Source organism: Deinococcus metallilatus, assembly GCF_004758605.1.
Classification (GTDB): domain Bacteria; phylum Deinococcota; class Deinococci; order Deinococcales; family Deinococcaceae; genus Deinococcus; species Deinococcus metallilatus.
In genome coordinates this window covers 605,001-625,686 of the sequence record NZ_CP038512.1, presented here as the reverse complement: position 1 = coordinate 625,686, position 20,686 = coordinate 605,001, and the positions used below count along the sequence as shown (strand labels likewise).

At 68.9% G+C, this 20,686-nt stretch carries 21 protein-coding genes and 2 tRNA genes; 4 read left to right on the top strand and 19 right to left on the bottom strand.

Features of this window, described 5'->3' with window-relative positions:
- Window positions 1–34 precede the first annotated feature (34 nt).
- Both trpS and tdh read right to left on the bottom strand, forming a co-directional pair.
- Window positions 35–1,063 (bottom strand): tryptophan--tRNA ligase, encoded by a 1,029-nt coding sequence (gene trpS / locus E5F05_RS08950; RefSeq protein ID WP_129118277.1) that lies wholly within the window; start codon window positions 1,061–1,063, stop codon window positions 35–37.
- A 147-nt stretch (window positions 1,064–1,210) separates the two neighbouring features.
- Entirely contained in the window at window positions 1,211–2,248 is a 1,038-nt protein-coding gene (gene tdh / locus E5F05_RS08945) for an L-threonine 3-dehydrogenase (RefSeq protein WP_129118322.1), read from the bottom strand.
- 259 nt (window positions 2,249–2,507) lie between these two features.
- Here tdh and E5F05_RS21310 point away from each other — a divergent pair, with 259 nt between their 5' ends.
- Both E5F05_RS21310 and E5F05_RS08940 read left to right on the top strand, forming a co-directional pair.
- Entirely contained in the window at window positions 2,508–2,660 is a 153-nt protein-coding gene (locus E5F05_RS21310) for a hypothetical protein (RefSeq protein ID WP_164973406.1), read from the top strand.
- Window positions 2,661–2,684: 24 nt separating this feature from the next.
- Window positions 2,685–3,095, top strand: a complete 411-nt coding sequence (locus tag E5F05_RS08940; RefSeq protein WP_129118276.1) for a uracil-DNA glycosylase — start codon at window positions 2,685–2,687, stop codon at window positions 3,093–3,095.
- A gap of 148 nt (window positions 3,096–3,243) precedes the next feature.
- Here E5F05_RS08940 and mqnB read toward each other — a convergent pair whose 3' ends face one another.
- From mqnB to E5F05_RS08910, 6 genes are all read right to left on the bottom strand, one after another.
- Window positions 3,244–3,873 (bottom strand): futalosine hydrolase, encoded by a 630-nt coding sequence (mqnB, locus tag E5F05_RS08935; RefSeq protein ID WP_129118275.1) that lies wholly within the window; start codon window positions 3,871–3,873, stop codon window positions 3,244–3,246.
- Window positions 3,874–3,928: 55 nt separating this feature from the next.
- Window positions 3,929–4,348 (bottom strand): organic hydroperoxide resistance protein, encoded by a 420-nt coding sequence (locus E5F05_RS08930; protein ID WP_129118274.1) that lies wholly within the window; start codon window positions 4,346–4,348, stop codon window positions 3,929–3,931.
- 138 nt (window positions 4,349–4,486) lie between these two features.
- On the bottom strand, window positions 4,487–6,091 hold the full coding sequence (locus E5F05_RS08925; protein WP_129118273.1) for a flotillin family protein: 1,605 nt from the start codon (window positions 6,089–6,091) through the stop codon (window positions 4,487–4,489).
- A gap of 46 nt (window positions 6,092–6,137) precedes the next feature.
- On the bottom strand, window positions 6,138–6,680 hold the full coding sequence (locus E5F05_RS08920) for an NfeD family protein (RefSeq protein ID WP_129118272.1): 543 nt from the start codon (window positions 6,678–6,680) through the stop codon (window positions 6,138–6,140).
- A 153-nt stretch (window positions 6,681–6,833) separates the two neighbouring features.
- Window positions 6,834–7,478: a pyridoxamine 5'-phosphate oxidase gene (gene pdxH, locus E5F05_RS08915; protein ID WP_129118271.1), complete on the bottom strand. Its 645-nt coding sequence runs from the start codon at window positions 7,476–7,478 to the stop codon at window positions 6,834–6,836.
- Window positions 7,479–7,508: 30 nt separating this feature from the next.
- On the bottom strand, window positions 7,509–8,360 hold the full coding sequence (locus E5F05_RS08910) for a DNA-formamidopyrimidine glycosylase (protein WP_164973405.1): 852 nt from the start codon (window positions 8,358–8,360) through the stop codon (window positions 7,509–7,511).
- 77 nt (window positions 8,361–8,437) lie between these two features.
- Between E5F05_RS08910 and E5F05_RS08905 the strand changes: the two genes are divergently transcribed.
- On the top strand, window positions 8,438–9,073 hold the full coding sequence (locus E5F05_RS08905) for a pyroglutamyl-peptidase I (RefSeq protein WP_129118269.1): 636 nt from the start codon (window positions 8,438–8,440) through the stop codon (window positions 9,071–9,073).
- Between the two features lie 58 nt (window positions 9,074–9,131).
- On the opposite strand, the gene E5F05_RS08900 is transcribed toward E5F05_RS08905, so the two are convergent.
- Window positions 9,132–9,437, bottom strand: a complete 306-nt coding sequence (locus E5F05_RS08900; protein WP_129118268.1) for a hypothetical protein — start codon at window positions 9,435–9,437, stop codon at window positions 9,132–9,134.
- A 12-nt stretch (window positions 9,438–9,449) separates the two neighbouring features.
- Entirely contained in the window at window positions 9,450–11,216 is a 1,767-nt protein-coding gene (locus tag E5F05_RS08895) for a tetratricopeptide repeat protein (RefSeq protein ID WP_241687097.1), read from the bottom strand.
- A gap of 148 nt (window positions 11,217–11,364) precedes the next feature.
- On the opposite strand from E5F05_RS08895, the gene E5F05_RS21305 reads away from it, so the two are divergent.
- Entirely contained in the window at window positions 11,365–11,532 is a 168-nt protein-coding gene (locus E5F05_RS21305) for a hypothetical protein (RefSeq protein ID WP_164973404.1), read from the top strand.
- A gap of 57 nt (window positions 11,533–11,589) precedes the next feature.
- Here E5F05_RS21305 and ppk1 read toward each other — a convergent pair whose 3' ends face one another.
- From ppk1 to E5F05_RS08850, 9 genes are all read right to left on the bottom strand, one after another.
- Window positions 11,590–13,692: a polyphosphate kinase 1 gene (gene ppk1 / locus E5F05_RS08890; RefSeq protein ID WP_129118266.1), complete on the bottom strand. Its 2,103-nt coding sequence runs from the start codon at window positions 13,690–13,692 to the stop codon at window positions 11,590–11,592.
- A gap of 187 nt (window positions 13,693–13,879) precedes the next feature.
- On the bottom strand, window positions 13,880–15,124 hold the full coding sequence (fabF, locus tag E5F05_RS08885) for a beta-ketoacyl-ACP synthase II (protein ID WP_129118265.1): 1,245 nt from the start codon (window positions 15,122–15,124) through the stop codon (window positions 13,880–13,882).
- A 118-nt stretch (window positions 15,125–15,242) separates the two neighbouring features.
- Window positions 15,243–15,473 (bottom strand): acyl carrier protein, encoded by a 231-nt coding sequence (acpP, locus tag E5F05_RS08880; protein ID WP_129118264.1) that lies wholly within the window; start codon window positions 15,471–15,473, stop codon window positions 15,243–15,245.
- Window positions 15,474–15,898: 425 nt separating this feature from the next.
- Window positions 15,899–16,645 (bottom strand): 3-oxoacyl-[acyl-carrier-protein] reductase, encoded by a 747-nt coding sequence (gene fabG / locus E5F05_RS08875; RefSeq protein WP_129118263.1) that lies wholly within the window; start codon window positions 16,643–16,645, stop codon window positions 15,899–15,901.
- A gap of 74 nt (window positions 16,646–16,719) precedes the next feature.
- Complete coding sequence (gene fabD / locus E5F05_RS08870) at window positions 16,720–17,652, bottom strand: ACP S-malonyltransferase (RefSeq protein ID WP_129118262.1); 933 nt, start codon at window positions 17,650–17,652, stop codon at window positions 16,720–16,722.
- Window positions 17,649–18,695, bottom strand: a complete 1,047-nt coding sequence (locus E5F05_RS08865; protein ID WP_129118261.1) for a beta-ketoacyl-ACP synthase III — start codon at window positions 18,693–18,695, stop codon at window positions 17,649–17,651. Before E5F05_RS08865 ends, fabD begins: the two co-directional genes overlap by 4 nt.
- Before the next feature lie 129 nt (window positions 18,696–18,824).
- Window positions 18,825–20,183 carry a trigger factor gene (tig, locus tag E5F05_RS08860; RefSeq protein WP_129118260.1) on the bottom strand — a complete coding sequence of 453 codons (1,359 nt, stop codon included), beginning with the start codon at window positions 20,181–20,183 and terminating at the stop codon, window positions 18,825–18,827.
- Between the two features lie 234 nt (window positions 20,184–20,417).
- A tRNA-Leu gene (locus E5F05_RS08855) sits at window positions 20,418–20,503 on the bottom strand.
- Between the two features lie 44 nt (window positions 20,504–20,547).
- A tRNA-His gene (locus tag E5F05_RS08850) sits at window positions 20,548–20,624 on the bottom strand.
- Between the last annotated feature and the right edge of the window lie 62 nt (window positions 20,625–20,686).

The following is a 20,686-nucleotide window of genomic DNA, read 5'->3' as shown; positions in this document are numbered from 1 at the left end:
TTAACACGAGCAGACTCAAGAAACATGGGTGCGTCTAGGGTGTGGGCTGGGGGATATGGGGGGTGGAGAAGTAATCCAGGTGCATCGCCGCGCGCACCGCCCGCATCGTTCCGGCGGCCACTTCGCGCCCCCGCTCGGTGCCCTCACGGACGACAGCTTCCACGCCCGCCCTATCCCGCGCGAACTCGGCGCGGCGGGCACGGATGGGCGCCAGGGTCGCTTCCAGCACCTCCAGCAGATGCCGCTTGACCTTCACGTCGCCCAGGCCGCCCCGGCGGTAGTGGTCCTTGAGGGCCTGCACACGCGCCTTGTCGGGGTCGAAGGCGTCCAGGTAGGCGAAGACGGGGTTCCCCTCCACCTGGCCGGGGTCCTCCACCCGCAGGTGGTTGGGATCGGTGTACATGCCGCGCACCTTGCGGGCCACCTCGTCGGCGCTGTCGGAGAGGAAAATCGCGTTGCCCAGCGACTTGCCCATCTTGGCCTGGCCGTCCAGGCCGGGCAGGCGGGCGACTTCACCGACGAGGGCCTGCGGTTCCACCAGCACCGGCGCGTAGAGGTGGTTGAAGCGGCGCACGATCTCGCGGGTCTGCTCGATCATCGGGAGCTGGTCTTCCCCGACCGGCACGAGGTTCGCCCCAAACGCCGTGATGTCCGCCGCCTGCGAGACGGGATACACGAAGAACCCGGCGGGCACCGCCTCCCCGTACCCCTTCTGCGCGATCTCGGTCTTGACGGTGGGATTCTGCCGCAGGTGCGACACGGTGACGAGGTTCAGGTAAAAGACCGTCAGCTCCGCGATCTCCGGCACCTGCGACTGGATCACGAAGGTCGTCTCTGCCGGGTCCAGGCCGACCGCCAGATAATCGAGCGCCACCTCCAGCACGTTGTCCCGCACCTTGCGCGGGTTCTCGAAGTTGTCGGTGAGAGCCTGCACGTCCGCGATCAGGATGTAGGTGTCGTAGTCGTGCTGCAAGGCGACGCGGTTGCGCAGCGAGCCGACATAGTGGCCGATGTGGAGGGGACCGGTGGGCCGGTCGCCGGTCAGGATGCGGGGTTTGGTCATAGAAAAGCCTCCAAAAGACAGTGTCTCCAAAGAAAAGGCGCCCAGATCACTCCGGGCGCGGCCTGCATCAAGCAAGGGAAAGTCACCCGGTCAACATCCGGGCCACCACCAGGCGCAGGGCAGGCTCATGTGGTCCATGCTAGCAGGCTAGACTCCCGCCTCCCAGTCCAGAATCACCTTGCCGCTCTGCCCGCTGAGCATCGCGTCGAAGCCTTGCTGATACTCGTCGATGCCGAAGCGGTGCGTCAGCACGGGCGTGAGGTCCAGGCCGGACTGGATCAGGGCCGTCATCTTGTACCACGTCTCGAACATCTCGCGGCCATAGATACCCTTGAGGGTCAGGCCCTTGAAGATCACGTCGTTCCAGTCGATGTCCACATGTCCAGAAGGGATGCCCAGGATGGCGACCTTGCCGCCGTTGTTCATCACATGGACCATCTGCGCGAAAGCGGCGCCCGATCCGCTCATCTCCATGCCCACGTCGAAGCCTTCCGTCATGCCCAGTTCACGTTGCGCGACTTCCCAGAGGTCCTCGCGGGCGACATTCACGGCGCGGGTCGCGCCCATCTTGCGGGCGAGGTCCAGGCGGTAGTCGTTCACATCGGTCACGACCACGTTGCGCGCGCCCACGTGCCGGGCGACGGCAGCGGCCATCACGCCGATGGGCCCGGCCCCGGTAATCAGCACGTCCTCCCCCACCAGATCGAAGCTGAGGGCGGTATGCACGGCGTTCCCGAACGGGTCGAAAATCGCGGCGATCTCGTCGGGGATGTCGTCCGGAATCTTGAAGGCGTTGAAGGCGGGCAGCACCAGATATTCCGCGAAGGAGCCGGGCCGGTTCACACCCACGCCCAGCGTGTTGTGGCAGAGGTGGCGGCGGCCCGCGCGGCAGTTGCGGCAGTGGCCGCAGGTGATGTGGCCCTCGCCGCTCACCCGGTCCCCGATCTCGAAGCCGCGTACCTCGCTGCCCATCCCCGCGACGACGCCGACGTATTCGTGGCCGACCACCATCGGGACGGGGATGGTCTTCTGCGACCACTCGTCCCACTTGTAGATGTGCACGTCGGTGCCGCAGATGGAGCTGTTCTTGATACGGATCAGCAGGTCGTTGGGGCCGGGTGTGGGCACCTCGGTTTCGATCATCCAGAGGCCCTCGCGGGCTTCCTGCTTGCTGAGGGCCTTCATGGTGGCGGGCACGGTCGGGGCAGCGGGCAGCGGGGAGGCAGCGGTCATGACAGTTCCTTTCGGGCAGAGCCTGTTGAGCAGGGGCGGGAAGACTCGTTCCGGACGCCGCACCGCAGGAGAACAGCGGTGAGCGCAGCAATACGTCTAAACATAGCGCCCGGGCGGGCCGCCAACCATGCCGCGTTTCACGGCGCCGCGCGAGAGAAGGCCCAAGTGAGCCTCAAGGCAAGCGGCGGGCGGGGCCGGGTACGCTGGACCCATGATCAAGTACCACAAGCAGAACGCGCTGCAACCTGAAAAGGACGCCGAGATCACCCTGAACCTCACGCCGCTGCTGTTCTTGCTGGTCGGGTACGTGGCCGTGAGGGCGCTGCTGGGCACCCTGGAGCACGAGCAGGGGCGCGCCAGGTAAAGCCTCCCGCGCTACCCTGTCGCCATGACAACTCCCAGCACGCCCCCCCAGTTCAGGAGTGCGGGCAGTGGCCGCTACGTGGTGCCCGGCTGGATGAATCTGGTGGCGGGGCAACCGGACGCCGTCGAGGTCCAGCTCGATCTGAACGCCGCCGACCAGGGCCGCGCGCAGGCCTGCCTGCTGGTCGATTACTGGCCGAACCAGACGGATCTGACGCTGCAAAGCATCCTGCCGGTGCGCGCCTTTACGGGCGTGCCGGAAGGCTGGTGCCTGTTCGTGCCCGCCCAGGGTCGCGTGCTGATCCGCGCCATCGACCCCGAGCCCAACCCGCCCGTGCTGGCGAGCCACTGGCTGGAGCTGGAACCGGGCACACCGGTGGGGACGGTGGTGACGGTCAGCGTGAGTTTCCGGGCAGAGGCGGCGCGGAGCAATTAGGTTGGGGCCGTGGGGCAGAGCTGCCAGACGGCGTGGCGTTGAGGACGTTGGGTCAAAAGCTCCCACGGGGAGACTCGTAGAGCTGCAAAGCAGCGGGCTGGGTGAGGGGTCTTTTTGTGAGTTGTGGGAGGAGAATTTTTCCCACAACCTAAAGCCCCGCCAGCAGCACCTCCAGCCCGCGCCGTGTGGCGGCCAGGGCCTCCGGAATGCACCAGGTGCTGCGGTCACGGGGGCCGACCGGGTTGCTCACGCCGCGCACCTCCAGGGCAGGGACGCCCGCGAGCAGTGCGGCGTGGGCGACCCCCGCGCCCTCCATCCCTTCGGTCAGGGCGCCGGGATAACGCCGGGCGAGTTCGGCGGCGCGTTCCGCCGTGCCGGTCACGGTGCTGAGCGTGAGAGTTGGGCCGCAGGCCGCACCGACTGCTGAAGCCAGGCGAGCCGCGCCGTCCCAGGCAGGAAAAATCCCGGGGTGTGCCGCATCCGGCAGGACCGACAGGCCCAGCGCCGCGAGGTCGAGGAACCGTTCCCCATCCCGCGCCCCCAGGTCCGCCTGCACGATCACGCTGGAGACGGCGAGGTCGCCGGGGTTCAGGCCGCTGCCGGGATACGCCCCGCCGATGCCTGCGCTCACGGCGAGGTCGAACCGTTCCCGCGTGAGGGCGCGTTGCGTGGCGAGGGCCGCCGCGACTGGCCCGACCCCGCTGACCTCCACGCGGGCGGGCAGGTCCGCGAGCCGGGCCGCTTCCCCGGCCGTGGCGACAACGATCAGGACGTTCATGGCAAAAACGTAGCGCGCCCCAGCCGGGGCCGGAGCGCCGGAGAAGCGAACAGGCTTACTCGGCGACTTTCAGCCGCACGGCCACGTTGTCGCGGGTGGCGACGCTGTAGGGGCAGACCTGATGTGCCGCGTGCATCAGCGCGTGGGCCTGCTCGCGGGACAGGCCGGGGAACCGGCCTTCGAGTTCCACGTCGAGCGCGAAGGCGAGGCCGCTCTTTTGCAGGCCCACGCGGGCGGTGACGGTGCTGTCATCCGGCAGCTCGATCTTCTCGCGCCGGGCGACCACGCCGAGTGCCCCCTGGAAGCAGGCGGCATATCCGGCGGCAAACAGTTGCTCGGGGTTGGTTCCGGGGCCGCCGTCGCCCCCCATCTCGCTGGGACGGCTGAGGTTCAGGTCGAGACGGTCGTCACTGGTCTTGACGCTGCCGGTGCGGCCTCCGGTGGCGGTGGCCTCGGCGGTATAGAGGTTGCTCACAGGAAAAGAATACGGGGACCAGGGCCGCAGGAATTTTGACCTCTATCCAACAGTGGACCCCGGGGGCAGGTTTCCAGGCAGGCCGCGCCAAAAAATAGCGGACGCCCGGGATGAGGGGCGTCCGTCTGGAGGACCGGGTCAGGCGTCGGTCTTGGTCAGGTTGGTCTGCGGCTGAGGCTGCACCGCGCTCGCCCCGTTCCCCCTGGGCTTGCCGGTGTTCTGGAGCAGGCTCAGCAGGTTCACGCCGGTCGCGTTCTCGACCTGTTCCACCATGCCGATGATGTTGGCGGGGAGGGTCTGCATCGCGCTGCGGGTCGCCTGCCCGTTGCCTGAGTCGATCACCGTCAGCTTGTCGATCTGCATGCCCTGCACGCTCTTGGCGAACTCCTCGATGATGCCGGGGAGCATGTTCAGCACGTAGGCGCGCTCGCCTTCCGGTCCGGCCTGGCGGAAGGCTTCCACCATCAGGCTGACGGCCTGGGCCTTCGCGCGGCCTTCCTCGATGATGGGAGCGGCGGCGGCCTGGGCGGCGAGGAGTTCGGCCTCGCGGCGGGCGCGGGCGGGGGCCACCACGTCGGCTTCCAGGCGTTTCTGGTTGAGGATCACGCGCTCCTGCTCCAGTTGCTGCTCGGCCACCACGCGGGCCTGCTCGGCGGTGACTTTGGCCTCGTTCTCGCGGGAGGCGGCCACCGCGTCGAGTTCGGCCTTGCGGACGCGGAGCTGGTTCTCGCGTTCCAGAATTGCCTGCTGGGCAGTCGTCTGGGCGATGGTCGCGCGCTGCTTGGCCTGGGCCTCGACCTCGGCGGCCTCGGCGTTCTGCTGGGCCTCGATGATGCGGGCCTGGCGCTGGGCCTCGGCGCGGCGCTGGCGCAGGGCGGCTTCCAGCGCGGCCTGCTCCTGCTCGAAGTTCTGGGTCGCGCGCACCTTGGCCAGTTCGGACTGGACGGCGGCCTCGTTCTGGCGCGAGAGCTGGATGGCGCCGAGTTCGGTGCGGCGGACCTCCAGCTTGTTCTGCTCCTCGATGATGGCCTGCTGGCTGATCGCCTGCGCGACCTGGCTGCGCTGCACCGCCTGCGCCTCGGCCTGCGTCGCCTCGGCGTTGCGCTCAGCCTCCGCGATGCGGGCTTCCTTGAGCACCTCGGCGGCCTTGCGGCGCCCGATGGCGTTGAGGTAGCCGCCCACGTCGGACACGTTCTGAATCTTGAGGGTGTCGAGCTTGATGCCGAGGTTGTTCATGTCGTGCTCGGCTTCCTCGATCAGGGCTTCCGCAAAGCGCAGGCGGTCCTCGTTGATCTCCTCCGGCGTCAGGGTCGCCACCACGCCGCGCAGATTGCCCTCCAGCGTGTCGCGGACAATGGTGGTGACGTTCTCGCGCGGCACGTCCAGAAAACGCTCGATGGCGTTGGAGAGCTGCGGTTCCTGCGCGTTGATCTTCACGTTGGCGACGGCGTGAATCTTGAGGGGAATGCCGCCCTTGGAGTACGCATTCTCGATGCTGAGGTCCAGCGGAATGGTCGTGAGGTCCATCCACGACACCTTTTCCAGCACGGGAATGCGGAAGGCGCGCCCGCCGCGAATGACGCGGTAGCCCACCGTGTCGCCCTCGTCCGTCCGGCGACTGCGGCCCGAGATCACCAGCACCTTGTTGGGCGGCACCACGATCAGGAAGTTCTGAATCAGGACGAGGACGAGGATGATGCCCAGCAGAATCAGGGCCGCGGTGATGATGGTTCCGGTCAACACAGTTCTCTCCTTCGCGGGAAGTTCTGTCTCTTCTTTCTGGGAAGAGTCACAGTTCCCGCCCGTTCCAGGCCTTCACGTCCAGCACGCCCGCCTCCACACCAATCACGATCACGGCGTCCCCGGCATGCAGGGGGTCGTCGCTGCGCGCGAGAAGATGCTCGATCTGACCGGCCACCGTCAGCGCCACCTTGCCGGGCCGGTCAGGGGCGGGCGGCACCAGCACCTTGCCCGTGCGGCCCGCCAGCCGCCCCGCCGCCGCGCTCACTTCACCCCGCGAACGTGCCAGGCGGAAGGCGAAGGCGGTAAAGCCTCCCACCGCCAGCCCCGTCACCAGCGCGACCACCAGCCGCCCCAGCCCCGACAGGCCCGCCGCGCCGCCCACCACACCTGCCAGCCCGAAAAAGGCCGCGAAACTCACCAGCGACCGCAGCGAGAGCCAGGAGGCGAGGTCACCCGTATCGGGGTGGTCCGTGTCGGCGGCGTGATCCAGGCCGTGCCCCCCCAGGCCCAGTTCGCCGTGATGCCCGCCCAGCAGCGACAGCACCAGCAGACCGCCGCCCACGAGCAGGCACAGCAGATAGATGTCCATGTCCAGACGGTCCTCCTTGTCAGCAGGTACGCGGTGAGGGGCGGGGAAGTTGCGGGTTCAGGGATGGGTGTGGCGTGATGAGGGGGCAGAAGCATGGGCGTTCGCTCTCGCGCCGATGTTCCTCATCACTCATCGCTCAACCCTCATCACCCCCTACGGCATCAGCCGCTCGATCCGCCACCCCTCCCCTGCCCGCGTATATCGGAAGCGGTCGTGAAGGCGGCTTTCGCGGCCCTGCCAGAACTCCCACTCCTGCACGCGGACGCGGTAGCCGCCCCAGAAGTCGGGTTTGGGGACGGGCGTGCCTTCGGGGTAGCGGGCGTGCAGGGCGGCAAGTTTGGCTTCCAGCGCCTCACGGCTCGCTATCGGCGCGCTCTGCGGGTCGCTGGCGTGCGCGGCGATCTGGCTCTCGCGGGGGCGGGCGTGAAAGTAGGCGGTGCTTTCCTCCTCGGACACCCGTTCGGTGGGGCCATGCGCGCGCACCTGGCGCTCCAGTTCGGCCCAGAAGAAGAGCATCTCCGCCTGCGGATTCTCGGTGAGGTCGTGGCCCTTGTGGCTCTCGTAGTTGGTGTAGAAGGTCAGGCCGCGCTCGTCTGCGCCGCGCAACAGGACGGTGCGGACACTGGGCCGCCCGGCAGCGTCGGCGGTGGCGAGGCTCAGCGCGTAGGGTTCGCGCAGGCCCGCCCCCAGGGCTTCTTCGAGCCAGCCCTGAAACTGCCGGAGGGGGTCGGGGTTCAGGTCGGCGCGGCGCAGCTCGGCGCGGGTGTAGGAGAGGCGGAGGGCGGTGAGGTCAGGCATGGGCACCTCCGGCGCGCAGAGAGCGGATCATCATTCTGCCCTCCGCCCTGTGCCTTCCGCGCGGAGTTGCTGACACTCCGGGCAGAAATGCGTCCCCCGCTGCCCCAGCACAATTTTCCGGATGTCCGTGCCGCAGCGGGCGCAGGGTTCACCGGGGCGGCCATAGACGTTGTGCCGGACCTGGAAGGCGCCTGCCTCGCCGTCGTGCTGGCAGTAGTTGCCCTGGCCGTCACCGAGGGAACTGCCGCCCGCCTCCACCGCCTCGGCCATCACCTCGCGGATGGCGTGGTAGAGGCGGCCCGCTTCCTCGGCGTTCAGGCGGGTCTGCGCGGGATGAATCCGGGCACGCCAGAGGCTCTCGTCGGCGTAGATGTTGCCCACGCCACTGACCGGCTTCTGGGAGAGCAGCCAGGGTTTGACGGCCCCGGCCTGGGCGGCCAGCCGCGCGAAGTCCTCCTCCCGGAAGTCGTCGGAGAGCGGCTCCGGTCCCATCGCGGCGAGGGTGGGCATGGTGCGATATTCGCCCGCAGGCACGACCACCATCTTGCCGAAGCGGCGCGGGTCGTTGAAGTAGAGGGTGCCCGCGTCGGTCGTGAGGGTCGCGCGGGTGTGCGGTCCCTCCTCCAGCCGGAAACCGCCCGTCATACCCAGATGCACGATCAGTTCGAGGTCGTGGGGGTCGCCCTCGGCCGCGTCGGCGGCGGCCAGGTGCAGCATCAGGTACTTGCCCCGGCGCGACAGGCCGCTGACCCGGCGGCCGTGCGCGAGGTGGGTGTCCCGGTAACGGTGCGGCGCGTCGTGGTTGATGTTCAGGATGGTGCGCCCCGCGAGCAGCGGCTCGATCTTGCGGCGCGTCGTCTCGACCTCGGGCAGTTCCGGCACAGAGCGAGCATACCCGTGCCGGGCCGGGAAAACTGCGCGGGGAGGCAGCTTTGTCTCCCCCGCCCTATCCTCTCCCCATGCCCACGCTGCTTCTGACCGGTTTCGAGCCGTTCCATACCCATCCCAGCAACCCCAGTGCCCAGGCCGCAGGGGCGCTGGACGGGCTGACGTTGGGCCAGGCGCGGGTGGTGTCGGCCCTGCTCCCGGTCGAACCGCACGCGGCGGGAGACGCTCTGCGTGTCCTGCTGGAGCGCCAGCAGCCGGACGCGGTCCTGCTCACCGGCCTCGCTGCGGGCCGCCCCCAGGTGACGGTGGAGCGGGTCGCCCTGAACGTAATGGACTTCCGCATCCCCGACAACGCCGGGCAGGTCTACCGCGACCACCCCGCGTGCGCGGACGCCTCGGCCCCCGCCGCCTACCTCAGCACGCTGCCCCTGCGCGCCGTCGTGGAGGCGTGGCGGGCGGCGGAGATTCCCGGCGACATCAGCAACACGGCGGGGCTCTACGTCTGCAACTTCGTGCTGTACCGCGCGCTGCATCACCTGGCCTCGGCAGGCCGCGCGCACGTCCCCTGCGGCTTCCTGCACGTCCCCGCCAATGCCGAGGTCGCCCTCGCGGTGCCGGAAGACCGCGCCCCCATTCCCTACCTGCCGCAGACGGAGATCACGCGGGCGGTACGGGTGGCGGCGGAGGTGGTGGCTTGTCGCTTGTAGCGTGGGGCTTGTAGAGAAACCTTCTTTTCTACAAGCCACAGGCCACACGCCACAAGCCCTACGGAAAAGGCGCCTTCCCCCCCACCCAGCCGCCCCCCGGTCCCCCCGCCCAGTGCCACTCGCCGCCCTCCCCCGGTTTCTGGGCGAGAGCGGCGGCCACTGCGGCGAGCGGCACCCGCCGGGCAAAGCGGGTGCGGGCGTGCCAGGCCGCGAGCGCCTGCGTGGGGTCAGCCGGACGCAGGCCACGGAGGGCAGCGTCGGCGCGGTTCACGGCGAGGTCGAAGAGGGCGGTGGGGACGGCTCCCCCGGGGGCCTCACCATCGGGGTTCGGGGGGGTGAGGAAGGGGCGCTCGGTGGGGGGCACGTTCTCCCCTTCTCACACCCGCATGCGGTGGAGTTCGACCACGTAGCGCGCGAGTTCCTGTGGGGTGGCGACCTGGCGGGCGATTTCCACGCGGGTTTCCAGTACCCCCACGTCGTAGGGGTCGACGCGCAGGAACTCGTTGGCGTACAGCAGGGCGCGGCGCAGGTCGCCCTCCTCGCGGGCGCGGTTCAGGCGAGAGCGCAGCTCCAGCGTGAGCAGCACCCGCAGTTCCTCGCGCAGTTCGTCGGCCCACTCGCTCTCCATCCGCAGGCCCGGCAGGAAGGGGCCCCGGTACAGGGCCAGGGCGCGGGGCAGGTCGCCCGACTCCAGCGCCTCCCGCAGTTCGGTCACGTCGAGCTGCACGTGGACCTCCGGCCCCAGCTGGTAGCGCGGCTGTTTGGGGCTGCCCTCCATGTGCAGCACTTCCGGCCCCAGACGCACGCGCAGTTCGCGGAACACGGCCCGGAAGTAGTCCCCGGCGGTCTTGGGGTCGCGGTCGGGGTAGATGGTCGCTTCCAGCTCGCGGCGCGTCCGGCCCGGGTTCAGCGCGAGGTAGGCCAGCGTGAGGACGCTGCCTTCCAGGCTGAGGCTCACCCGCTCGCCCCCGCGTTCCACCTCGGCGCGGCCCAGCGTGGCGACCCGCAGGTGCAGGGGCGCGGCGGTCGGCGCCCGGTCCCCGATCCTGGGAAAGGCCAGCTTTTCCAGCACCAGTTGGATGTCCGGCGCGAGGTCCGGGTCCAGCAGGGCACGCTGCACCAGATTGGTGAGTTCCTGAAGGTCGGGGCGGTACAGCATCCGGTCACGGGCACTGATCAGCGCCGTGAGGGCCGCCCGGAACGTGCTCAGGCTCCCCGACTCGTCCCCTTGCGCCGCCTGGGCTTCGGCCAGATGCAGCAGGGCGCGGACGCGCTGACCTTCGCCCAGACCCGGGGCCTCCAGCGCGCGGTTCAGGTAGTCGGCCGCCTGCGCGTGGTGCTGCCGCCGCCTGAGCAGCACGCCGCGCGTCATGGTCACGGCGGGGTGCGCGGCGTCCGGTGCCAGGTCCAGCAGGGCTTCCAGCGCCCGCCCATGCTCGCCCTGACGGCTGTACAGGTCCGCCAGGCGAGTCGCCGTCCACGTCAGCAGCTCGAAGTCCTGGGTGGTTTCCACCAGGGCGCGCAGTTCCTGAAGGGTCCGCAGGTGCAGCGCCTGATCTCCGGTGAGGTGATGAAGTTCGGCCTCGACGGTCAGCAGGAACGCGCGGGGCGTGAGGGCATGGGTGTGTTCCAGAATCTGCCACCCCTGCGCGAGGGTGGCGCGGGCACCCGCGAAGTCCCCGGTCAGGACCTGAATATTCGCCAGGCCCGTGAGGGCGGAAAGCCGCGCAACGGGCGTGCTGTCGGTGGGAAGCAGCCGCAGGGCCTCGCCATAGAGATGCCGGGCCCGGGGCATATCGCCCATCTGCACGAACATCTGGGCCACGGTCTGGGTCACGCGGCCGATGCGCTCATCGTCTCCCAGGGCCATGTAGCCGCGCCAGGCACGTTCGCAGCGTTCCAGCCCCTCGGCCATTCGGCCCGCCTGAAAATCGGCCGTCCCCCACCAGCGCAGCGCCCGCAGGGCCAGTTCTCCGGTCAGTTCCGGGGTAATGGCCTCGAAGTGGCGGATGGCCTCCGAAAAGCGGCCCTGGAGGCGCAGCAGATTCCCGAACTCGACCCGGGCCTCTGCGTCTCCCAGTTCGCTGGCGCGCATCAGCGGGAGTTCGGCTTCTGAGAACCGTCCACTCACCATGGAAGCCATGCCAAGCAGCCGCCACTCTTCCCTCGTGACGGGAGGAGGAGCGGTGAGGCGCGCAATGACCGTGTCATACCGTCCAGCATCGAAGTGTGCTTGGATCTCCGCGAGCCGCTCCACGTCAAGAGTCATTTCTTAGGGTTAGAATACTCCCATGCCCAAAAAAATCGTGAAGGTGCTGGCGGTCCTGGCAGTGTTCGGTTTCTCGCTGGCTCAGGCGGGAGCGAACGACTACGGCATCCTGAAGAGTGCTCAAACTCCTGCACCCCAGGGAGCGAACGATTACGGCATTTTGGGGACGAGCACTTCCAGCACCCGCTGAAACAACCTCCCTTGAACCGGGGATGCAGGCCCAGCGCCTCCATCCCCGTTCTTCATGTCAGGCCGGGTGCCGCGCGTCCGCGAAGGCCTGCTGGGCGCTGAAGTCGCCCGACAGCTTCTCGTACACGCCGTCCGCGCCCAGTTCCCAGGAGCCGCGCTCGTCGGCCCATTCGGTGTCCAGCAGGCGCAGCAGGTGGTCCCGGTGGCGGTCGTCGAGCACCGGGGCGATCACCTCCACGCGGCGGTCGAGGTTGCGGCTCATCCAGTCGGCGCTGCCGAAATAGACCTCGGGGCTGCCCGCATTGGCGAAGGCGTAGATGCGGGCGTGTTCCAGGTAGCGGCCCAGCAGGCTGCGGACACGCACCGTCTCGGAAAGGCCGGGGACGCCGGGGCGCAGGCAGCACACCCCCCGGATGATCAGCTCGACCCGCACGCCCGCCTGCGCGGCCCGGTACAGCGCCTCGATCATGCCGGGGTCGGTGAGCTGGTTGACCTTGACCCGCACCCAGGCCTCCTCTCCGGCCTGCGCGTGCTGGGCCTCGCGGTCCAGCAGCGCCTCGAAACTGCTGCGGGCCGTGTCGGGGGCCACCAGCAGGCGGGTATACCCGGCCTCGGCGTACCCGGTCAGGTGGTTGAACAGTTCGGACACGTCCGCGCCCAGGTCGGGATCGGCGCTGAGCAGGCTGAGGTCGGTGTACAGCCGCGCGGTCTTGGGGTTGTAGTTGCCGGTGCCAATGTGGACGTACCGGCGCAGGCCCCCCTCCTCGCGCCGGACGACCAGCGTGACCTTCGCGTGCGTCTTCAGGCCCGCCATCCCGTAGACGACGTGTGCTCCGGCACGTTCCAGTTTGCGCGCCCAGGAGATGTTGCGCTGCTCGTCGAAGCGGGCCTTGAGTTCGATCAGGGCCACCACCTGCTTGCCGTTCTCGGCGGCGGTCCGCAGGGCACCCAGCAGGCGGGGATCGTCGCCGGTGCGGTAGAGCGTCTGCTTGATCGCCAGCACCTGCGGGTCGCGGGCGGCCTCCTCCAGAAAGTTCAGGACGCCCTGAAAGCCGTCGTAGGGATGGTGCAGCAGCACGTCCCCCTGGCGCAGCGTGTCGAAGATGCCGTTTTCCTCGTCGCCGTCGAGGTCGGGCACGGCGGGCGCGTAGGGCGGGAAGCTCAGGTCGGGGCGATCCACCGGCAGGCTCATCAGGTCGGCGGTGCCCAGCGGTCCCTCCAGCAAAAAGATGTCTTCCGGATCCAGCCGCAGCCGTTCTTGCAGGAAGGTGATGATGGCGGGAGGCGTGTCCTGCATCACCTCCAGCCGCACCGCCGACCCGAAGCGCCGCCGCCGCAGGCCATCCTCGATGGTGGCGAGCAGGTCCTCGGCCTCCTCCTCCTCGAACTCGTAGTCGGTGTTGCGGGTCACGCGGAAGGTGTGGGCGGCCAGCACGCGGCGGCCCTTGAACAGCTCATTCAGGTGCGCGGCGATCACGTCTTCCAGCAGCAGGAGGTTGTCCCCGACCGGCACGACCCGGGGCAAGACGCCCACCGGCACCTTGACCCGCGCGAAATCCGGCTCCTCGCCCTCGCCGCCGTCCAGCAGCACCGCCAGGTTCAGGCTGAGGTTGCTGAGGTACGGAAAAGGATGGCTGGGGTCCACCACCAGCGGCGTCAACACCGGCTGGATTTCCGAGAGGTAGTGTTCGCGCAGCGCCGCCCGCGCCCGCTTGCCCAGGTCCGAGACGCGCACCAGCCGCACGCCCTGGGCCATCAGGTCCTTGAGGGTCCTCCGCGCGGCCTTCTCGATCTGGCGCAGCATGGTGTGCGTCCGCTCGCGCACCAGGGCCAGCGTCTCGCGCGGCAGCAGACCGTCGGGGCTGGGGGTCTGCACCCCCGCCGCGATCTGCCGGTGAACGCCCGCCACGCGCACCATAAAGAACTCGTCGAGGTTGCTGCCGCAGATCGCCGCGTACTTCAGGCGCTCCAGCGGCGGGTTGCGCTCGTCCCGCGCCTCGGCCAGCACACGCCCGTTGAAGGCCAGCCAGGAGAGTTCGCGGTTCAGAAAGGCGCTCTCCGGGTTGGCGACCGTGCTGAAGGTCCGCGCCCCCTCGAAGGGAAGCGTGGCGGCGCGGGCGGACTTCCTGCGCCGCGTCCCCTTGGCGGGGGGGACGGGCACTTGGGGGGCAGGGGGAACGGATGGCTCGGCGCGCACGGTAGGGACCTCGCAGGATGAAACGTGAGTCAGGTGATGAAAGGCGGGCGGGGGACTTGCTCCGAGCGTAGCAGACGGCGTTGCCGCCAAATGACGCGGGCGGAACAGGGGCGCCGGTCACGCCGCCCGTCCCGCCCCGGAACTGCCCGCCTCAGACCCGCTTGAACAGCAGCGCCGCGTTCTGCCCGCCGAAGGCGAAGGAGTTGCTGAGGGCGTACTCCACCTGCTGTTCCCGCGCCCCCTCGGGGATGTAGTCGAGGTCGAGAACCGGATCGGGGTCGGTCAGGTTGATGGTGGGGGGCAAGATGCCGTCCTTGAGGGCCTGCGCGACCGCGATGGCCTCGACTGCGCCCGCCGCGCCCAGCAGGTGCCCGGTCATCGACTTGGTGGAGCTGACGGCGAGGTCGTGCGCGTGGGCGCCGAACACGTGCTTGATCCCCTGCGTCTCGTGGAGGTCGTTGAAGTGCGTGCTGGTGCCGTGCGCGTTGATGTAGCCGACCTGTTCGGGATTCACGCCCGCCGTGGCGAGGGCCATCCGCATGGCGACCTGCGCGCCGCGGCCTTCCGGCGCCGGAAGCGTGACGTGGTGCGCGTCGGCGCTGGTGCCGTAGCCGACGATCTCGGCGTAGATGGTCGCGCCGCGCGCTTTGGCCTTGTCCAGGTCCTCCAGAATCACCACGCCCGCGCCCTCCCCCAGCACGAAGCCGTCCCGGCTGGCGCTGAAGGGACGGCTGGCCTCCTGCGGCGCGTCGTTGCGGGTGCTGAGGGCCTTCATGTTGGAAAAGCCACCGACGGCGATGGGCGTGACCGCCGCCTCGCTGCCGCCCGCGATCATCACGTCGGCCAGGCCGAGCTGGATGTACCGCGCCGCGTCCCCAATAGCCCCGGTCCCGGTGGCGCAGGCGGTGACGACCGTGCTGCTCGGTCCGGTGGCGCCGTAGCGCATGGCGACGTGCCCGGTCGACATGTTGGCGATCATCATCGGGATGAACATCGGGCTGATGCGGCCGGGGCCGCGCGCGTGCAGCACGCCCGCCTGCTCCTCGAAAGTCTTCACGCCGCCGATGCCGCTGCCCAGCAGGGTCCCGGTGCGCTCGCCGCGCAGCTCCTCCTCGGTCAGGCCGCTGTCGCGCACGGCGAGTTCGGCGGCCGCCAGCGCGAGCTGGACATAACGGTCGAGCTTGCGCGCCTCGCGGGGGTCCACGAACTCGCCCAGGTCGTCATTCACCTCGCCCGCGATCTTGCTGGCGACCTCGGCCGTGTCGAAGCGGGTGATCGGCCCGATGCCGCTCCTCCCCGCGCGCTGCGCTTCCGCGAACGCCTGCGCCCCGGTTCCGATGGGCGTCACCGGTCCCAGGCCCGTGATCGCCACCCTTCTCAGTCCTGTGGTTGTCATGCTGGCCCCTTCCCTCCTCGTCCCGCCCCCGAAGGCGGCAGAAAGCGGCAGAGCCGGACGGTGCAGGGTTCCTTCCCCCGCGCCGCCCGGCCTCCGGCTCTGTTGCCCTTGCTCGGCTTTACTGCTTCGAGCCGATGTAATCGACGGCGGCCTGCACGGTGCGGATCTTTTCCGCGTCCTCGTCGCTGATGCTGACCCCGAAGCGGTCTTCGAGCCCCATGATCAGCTCGACGGTTTCCAGGCTGTCCGCGCCCAGGTCCTCGACGAAGCGCGCGTCCGGCGTCACCTTGTCCGCGTCCACGCCGAGCTTGTCGACGATCACTTCCTTCACATCTTCAAATGTCGCCATGTTGAATCCTCCTTGGTGCTGAAGTCTGCGCCAGTCTACACGGGCGTTCGCAAATGTGAACAAGTTTGAACGGGGTCCAAAGTCAAAAACTCCGTCAAAAACCCCCCGGTTTCCCAGGGGGCGCCCAGCGAGGTCCAGCCTGCGGGGGGAGCGAGAGGGCTTATCTCAAGGCTTGAATCAGGTGCGCCAAGGCGGTGAGCAGGCCTGCAAGGGCGCTGAGGATCGCAATGATCTCAGCGGGCTTGAGGGGCCTTTTCCTCCGCTTCTCGCGCGTGGTAGGATGCTTCTTGCGTGGTAGTCGCATAGCATCCACCCCCTTTCCGCGCCCGGAGTTGCCGCTCCGGGCGCTTTCGCGTCAGATACGGCCCCTCTCGGTTTTTCCCCCTGTCATGCAGCCCGTCCCTGCTGGACAGCCCAGTATAACCTCAGTGCGGATAAAGCCCGCCGTCCACGCCGATCACCTGCCCGGTGATATACCCGGCGGCGTCGGACGCCAGGAAGGCAACGAGCGCCGCGACCTCCTCCGGCTGGCCGAAACGGGCGAGGGGAATGCTTCCCAGGTAAGCCTTCTGCACGTCTTCGGGAAGCTGCGCCGTCATGTCGGACTCGATGAAGCCGGGCGCGATGGCGTTCACGGTGATACCGCGCGCCCCGTACTCCTTGGCGAGGGCCTTGGTCAGGCCGATCAATCCCGCCTTGCTGGCGACGTAATTCGCCTGACCGGGGTTGCCCATCAAGCCGACCACGCTGGCGATGTTGATGATGCGGCCCGAGCGCGCCCGCATCATGTGCTTCAGGGCCGCGCGGCTGGCGGTGAAGGCGCTGGTCAGATTGGTGTCCAGCACCGCGTTCCAGTCGTCGTCCTTCATCCGGATGGCGAGGGTATCGCGGGTGATCCCGGCGTTGTTCACCAGCACGTCCAGGCGGCCCAACTCCTTGATGACGGTGTCCACCAGCGTCCCGGCGTTCGCGGGGTCGGTGAGGTCGGCGCCGAAGACCTGCGCGGGCACACCCAGGGCGCGAATCTCGCCCGCCACCTTCTCGGCTTCCGCCTGGTTGCGCCCGTAATGCACGGCCACGCCGAAGCCCGCGCGGGCAAGGGCGAGGGCCATCGCGCGGCCCAGGCCCCGGCTGGAACCGGTCACGAGGGCGATTTTCTGGGGTTGGGTCATGGTTCTCCTTTGGGGAAGCGGTCAGCTTTCAGCCGCGCAGGCCGAGACTCCCGCTCTCGCTGACTGTTGAGAGCTTAAAGCTGAAAGCTGCCCACCCGCTCTGCCGTGCCGACATTGACCGTCCGCGCGTCGGGGAGAATGCGCTTGACCAGGCCGGTCAGGACCGTGCCGGGGCCGAACTCGATGAACACGTCAGCCCCGGCAGCGGCGAGCGCCAGAATGGTTTCCACCCAGCGGACACTCCCGGTGATCTGCCGCGCGAGCAATTCCGGCAGGGCCGCAGGGTCGCAGTTCGCCCCGGCGGTCACGTTGGGATAGACGGGGAAGGCGAACGGGGAAAAGACCGTCGTTTGCAGGGCGGGCGTGAGGGCGTCCTGGGCAGGCTGCATCAACGCACAGTGGAAGGGCGCGCTGACCTTGAGGGGAATCGCTTTCAGGCCGCGTGCCTTGAGTTCGGCGGCGGCGGCGTCCACGGCGGCTTTCTCACCGGAAATCACCGTCTGGGTCGGCGCGTTGAAGTTGGCGGGCTGGACGATGCCGGGGGTGGACTCGCAGACCTCGCGCACCACGTCCGGGTCACCCATCACGGCGCTCATCGCGCCTACGCCCACCGGCACGGCCTCCTGCATCAGCTCGCCGCGCCGCCGCGTGAGCCGCAGCGCATCCGCGAGGCCCAGCGCCCCGGCGGCCACCAGCGCGGAATACTCGCCCAGCGAGTGCCCGGCGGCGAAGGCGGGCGTCAGTCCTGTCTGCGCCTGCCAGGCGCGGTAGGCGGCGACGGACGCGGCGACCAGGGCGGGCTGCTGGTTTGCGGTCAGGGTGAGGTCTTCCAGCGGCCCCTGCTCGATCAGCGGACGCAGGCCGGGAAGAGTGGCCTCCGCTTCGGCGTAGACGGCCTCGGCCTGGGGAAAGGCGGCGGTCAGGTCGCTGCCCATGCCGACGGCGTGCGATCCCTGGCCGGGAAACAGTGCCGCTATGTTGGGGGCCGCGCTTCTGGGCGCGTTCATGCCGTCACTTCCTCACGCGCCGCCAGGGCGGTCAGGCTGGGCGCCCCCGCCCACCACTTCAGGGTGCAGGCCCCCCAGCTCAGGCCGCCGCCGAAGGCCACCAGCAGGAGTTGCTGGCCCTCCCGGATGCGCCCGTCATCCACCGCCTCGCGCAGGGCGAGGGGGAGGCTCGCGCTGGAGGTGTTCCCGTAGCGGTCGATGTTCACGACGGTCTTGCTCATCGGCACGCCGAAGCGCGAGTTGGCCGCCTCGATGATACGGACATTCGCCTGGTGCGGGATCACCCAGTCCACCTCCGCACTGGTCAGGCCGCTCTTGGCGAGGACCTGCTGGCCGCTGTCGCCCAGCACCCGCACGGCGAACTTGAAGACCTCGCGGCCATTCATGCCGACGCGGTCGCCCATTGAGAAACCGCCGGGCAGGCGGTCCGCGATGCAGCGGGCGTACAGGCTGGGGCCACCCGCACTGTCGGCGCCCAGCACGAACTCCTGAAAGCCGTGCCCCTCCGGCACTTCCCCCACCACCGCCGCGCCCGCCCCGTCCCCGAACAGGATGGCCGTGCCGCGGTCGTTCCGGTCCACCAGCCGCGAGAGCGTCTCCGCCCCGACGACCAGCACCCGCCGCGCCGTGCCGCCCAGAATCAGGCCCTGCGCCATGCTGAGGGCATACACGAAGCCGCTGCATGCGGTGGAGAGGTCAAACGCGCCCGCTCCGGCCAGCCCGACCTGTCCGGCGATCAGCGCGGCCGTGGAGGGAAAGAGGGCGTCGGGCGTGGCGGTCGCGCAGATCACCACGTCCACGTCCCGCAGCGCGTCCGGATCGCGCTCAAGCATCTCCTGCACCGCCCGCACCCCCAGGTCGGAGGTGAATTCCCCCTCGGCGGCGAAGCGGCGCTCGCGGATGCCGGTGCGGCTCACGATCCACTCGTCGCTGGTGTCCATATGCGCCTCGAAGTCCTTGTTCGTGACGATCTGCGCGGGGACGTAGGTCCCCAAGGCCGTGATACCGAGGCTGGGGCGGCTGGTGCTGGAGGCTGTGGTCATGCGGGAACGCTAGCATTCTTTGAACAGCCGTTCAATGAATTCGGTACAAGGTTCAAGGTGGGACATGGGCAAAGGGCGAGGGGACGCCTCCCACCGGACGCGCCCCCTCGCCTTGGACTTTTGCGGAGGTTACTCCCCGCGCTGCTCTTCCGGCTGCTCCCCTTCCTGGGGCTGGCTGGTTTCCTGGGTACCCTCGGTGCTGGCCTGCTCGCTCACGCCCTGCTCCGCCCCGGCCTGCTGGGTGTCGGTCTGCTGACCGCCCAGCCCCGCGAGGGCCTGCTGGAGGGCCTTCTCGCGGGTCAGGCTGACGTAGTAGGCGTTGATGCCGTTCGGCCCGAGCTGGCTCTGGAGCTGCTGAGGCGTCAGGCCGTTGGCCTGCGCGAGCGTGTTCATGGTGCCGCTGAACTCGGCGTCGCTGAGCTGCACACCCAGGTCCTCGGCCAGCCGCTCCAGCGCCAGGTCGCGCTTCACGCGGCTCTCGGCGTTCTTGGCGAGGTCGGCCAGGAATTCCTCCAGCTTGCCCTGCTCGCGCATGAAGCTCTCGTACTCGCCCCATTTCACGCCCTGGCGGCCCAGGTCATCCTGAATCTCTTCCAGCATCGACTCGCGGCGGCGGTCGATCAGCGCCTGGGGAATGTCCACCTGCATGCCGTCCACGAGCTGGTTGACGAACTCCTCGCGGCGGGCGGCGTCGCCTTCCTGACGGGCGCGGCGCTCCAGCTCCGAGCGGAGGTCGGTCCGCAGGCGGTCCAGGCTCTCGAAGTTCAGGCTCTTCGCGAACTCGTCGTTCAGCTCCTGAAGCTGCTTGGTCTGCACGCCCTGCACGCGCACCCGGACGGTGTGCTCGGGGTGCTCGTGGTCGCCGTGCTGGTGCGCGGGCACCGTGATCTCCACCTCGTCACCGACGTTCTTGCCGATCAGGGCATCCCGGACGTGGGGTTCGGCCACGTCGAGGTAGACGGGGTAGCTGCCGCCCTCCTCGCCCAGTTCCTCGATGGTGACCTGATCGGTGGCCTCGATGGGCCGCTCGGCGGTCTGGAAGCTCGCGTTGCGCTCCTGGAGGTCCGAGAGGGTGCGGTCCAACACCTCGTCCGTGATCTCGGGGGCGGTGGCGGTGAGCTGCGCCGCGCGCCAGTCGCCCAGCGTCACTTCCGGGTACGTCTCGCCCTTCACGGTGAAGGTGAAGGGCTGGCCGCTGGTGAGGGGTTCGGGTTCGATCCGCGCGTCCACCAGGCTGAGCTTCAGTTCGCGGGCCGCCTGCGGGTAGTGCGCCTGGAGCAACCGGTCGCGCACCTCGTTCTCGACGTAGCCCTTGCCCACCCGGCTTTCCAGCACCTTGCGCGGCGCCTTGCCGGGCCGGAAGCCGGGCACGCGCACATCGCGCGAGAGTCCCGCCCACACCTGGTCGTAGGCGCGGTTCACCTCGGCGGCGGGCACCGCGACCCGGAAACTTACCTTGTTGCCAACTCTACTGATCAGCTCTGCCATACGTCTCCCATCTTGCCTGCCACCACCCGGCACCCGTAGGGGCGCAGTGGGGCCGCTCCGTTCTGTGTGCCTGTGCCACGTGCCCCGCCCGCCTGCCCGGACGTGGGCCGGGGGCGCGCGACATGCCGCCGCGTATCATAGTGCCTCGGGCGCCCGGGGTGCGACACCGGCAGAACAAGCGCGGCCCGCCGGTTTCCCAGGGGCCGCGCCGTTTGTTGCCGGTGCGAGACTCTTTGGTGCGAGGAAAGGGACTTGAACCCTCACTCCCTACGGGAACCAGATCCTAAGTCTGGTGCGTCTACCAGTTCCGCCATCCTCGCAAGAGAAAACTCCGGCTGCCCGCATGTGGCAACCGGAGAAAACCTGGGGTGGGTTATGGGACTTGAACCCACGGCCTCCGCTTCCACAGAGCGGCGCTCTAACCGGCTGAGCTAAACCCACCACACTCGCCTTCGCAGGCCCACACATCTTAGGAGAGGCGGGGCGGGGTGTCAATGAGGGCT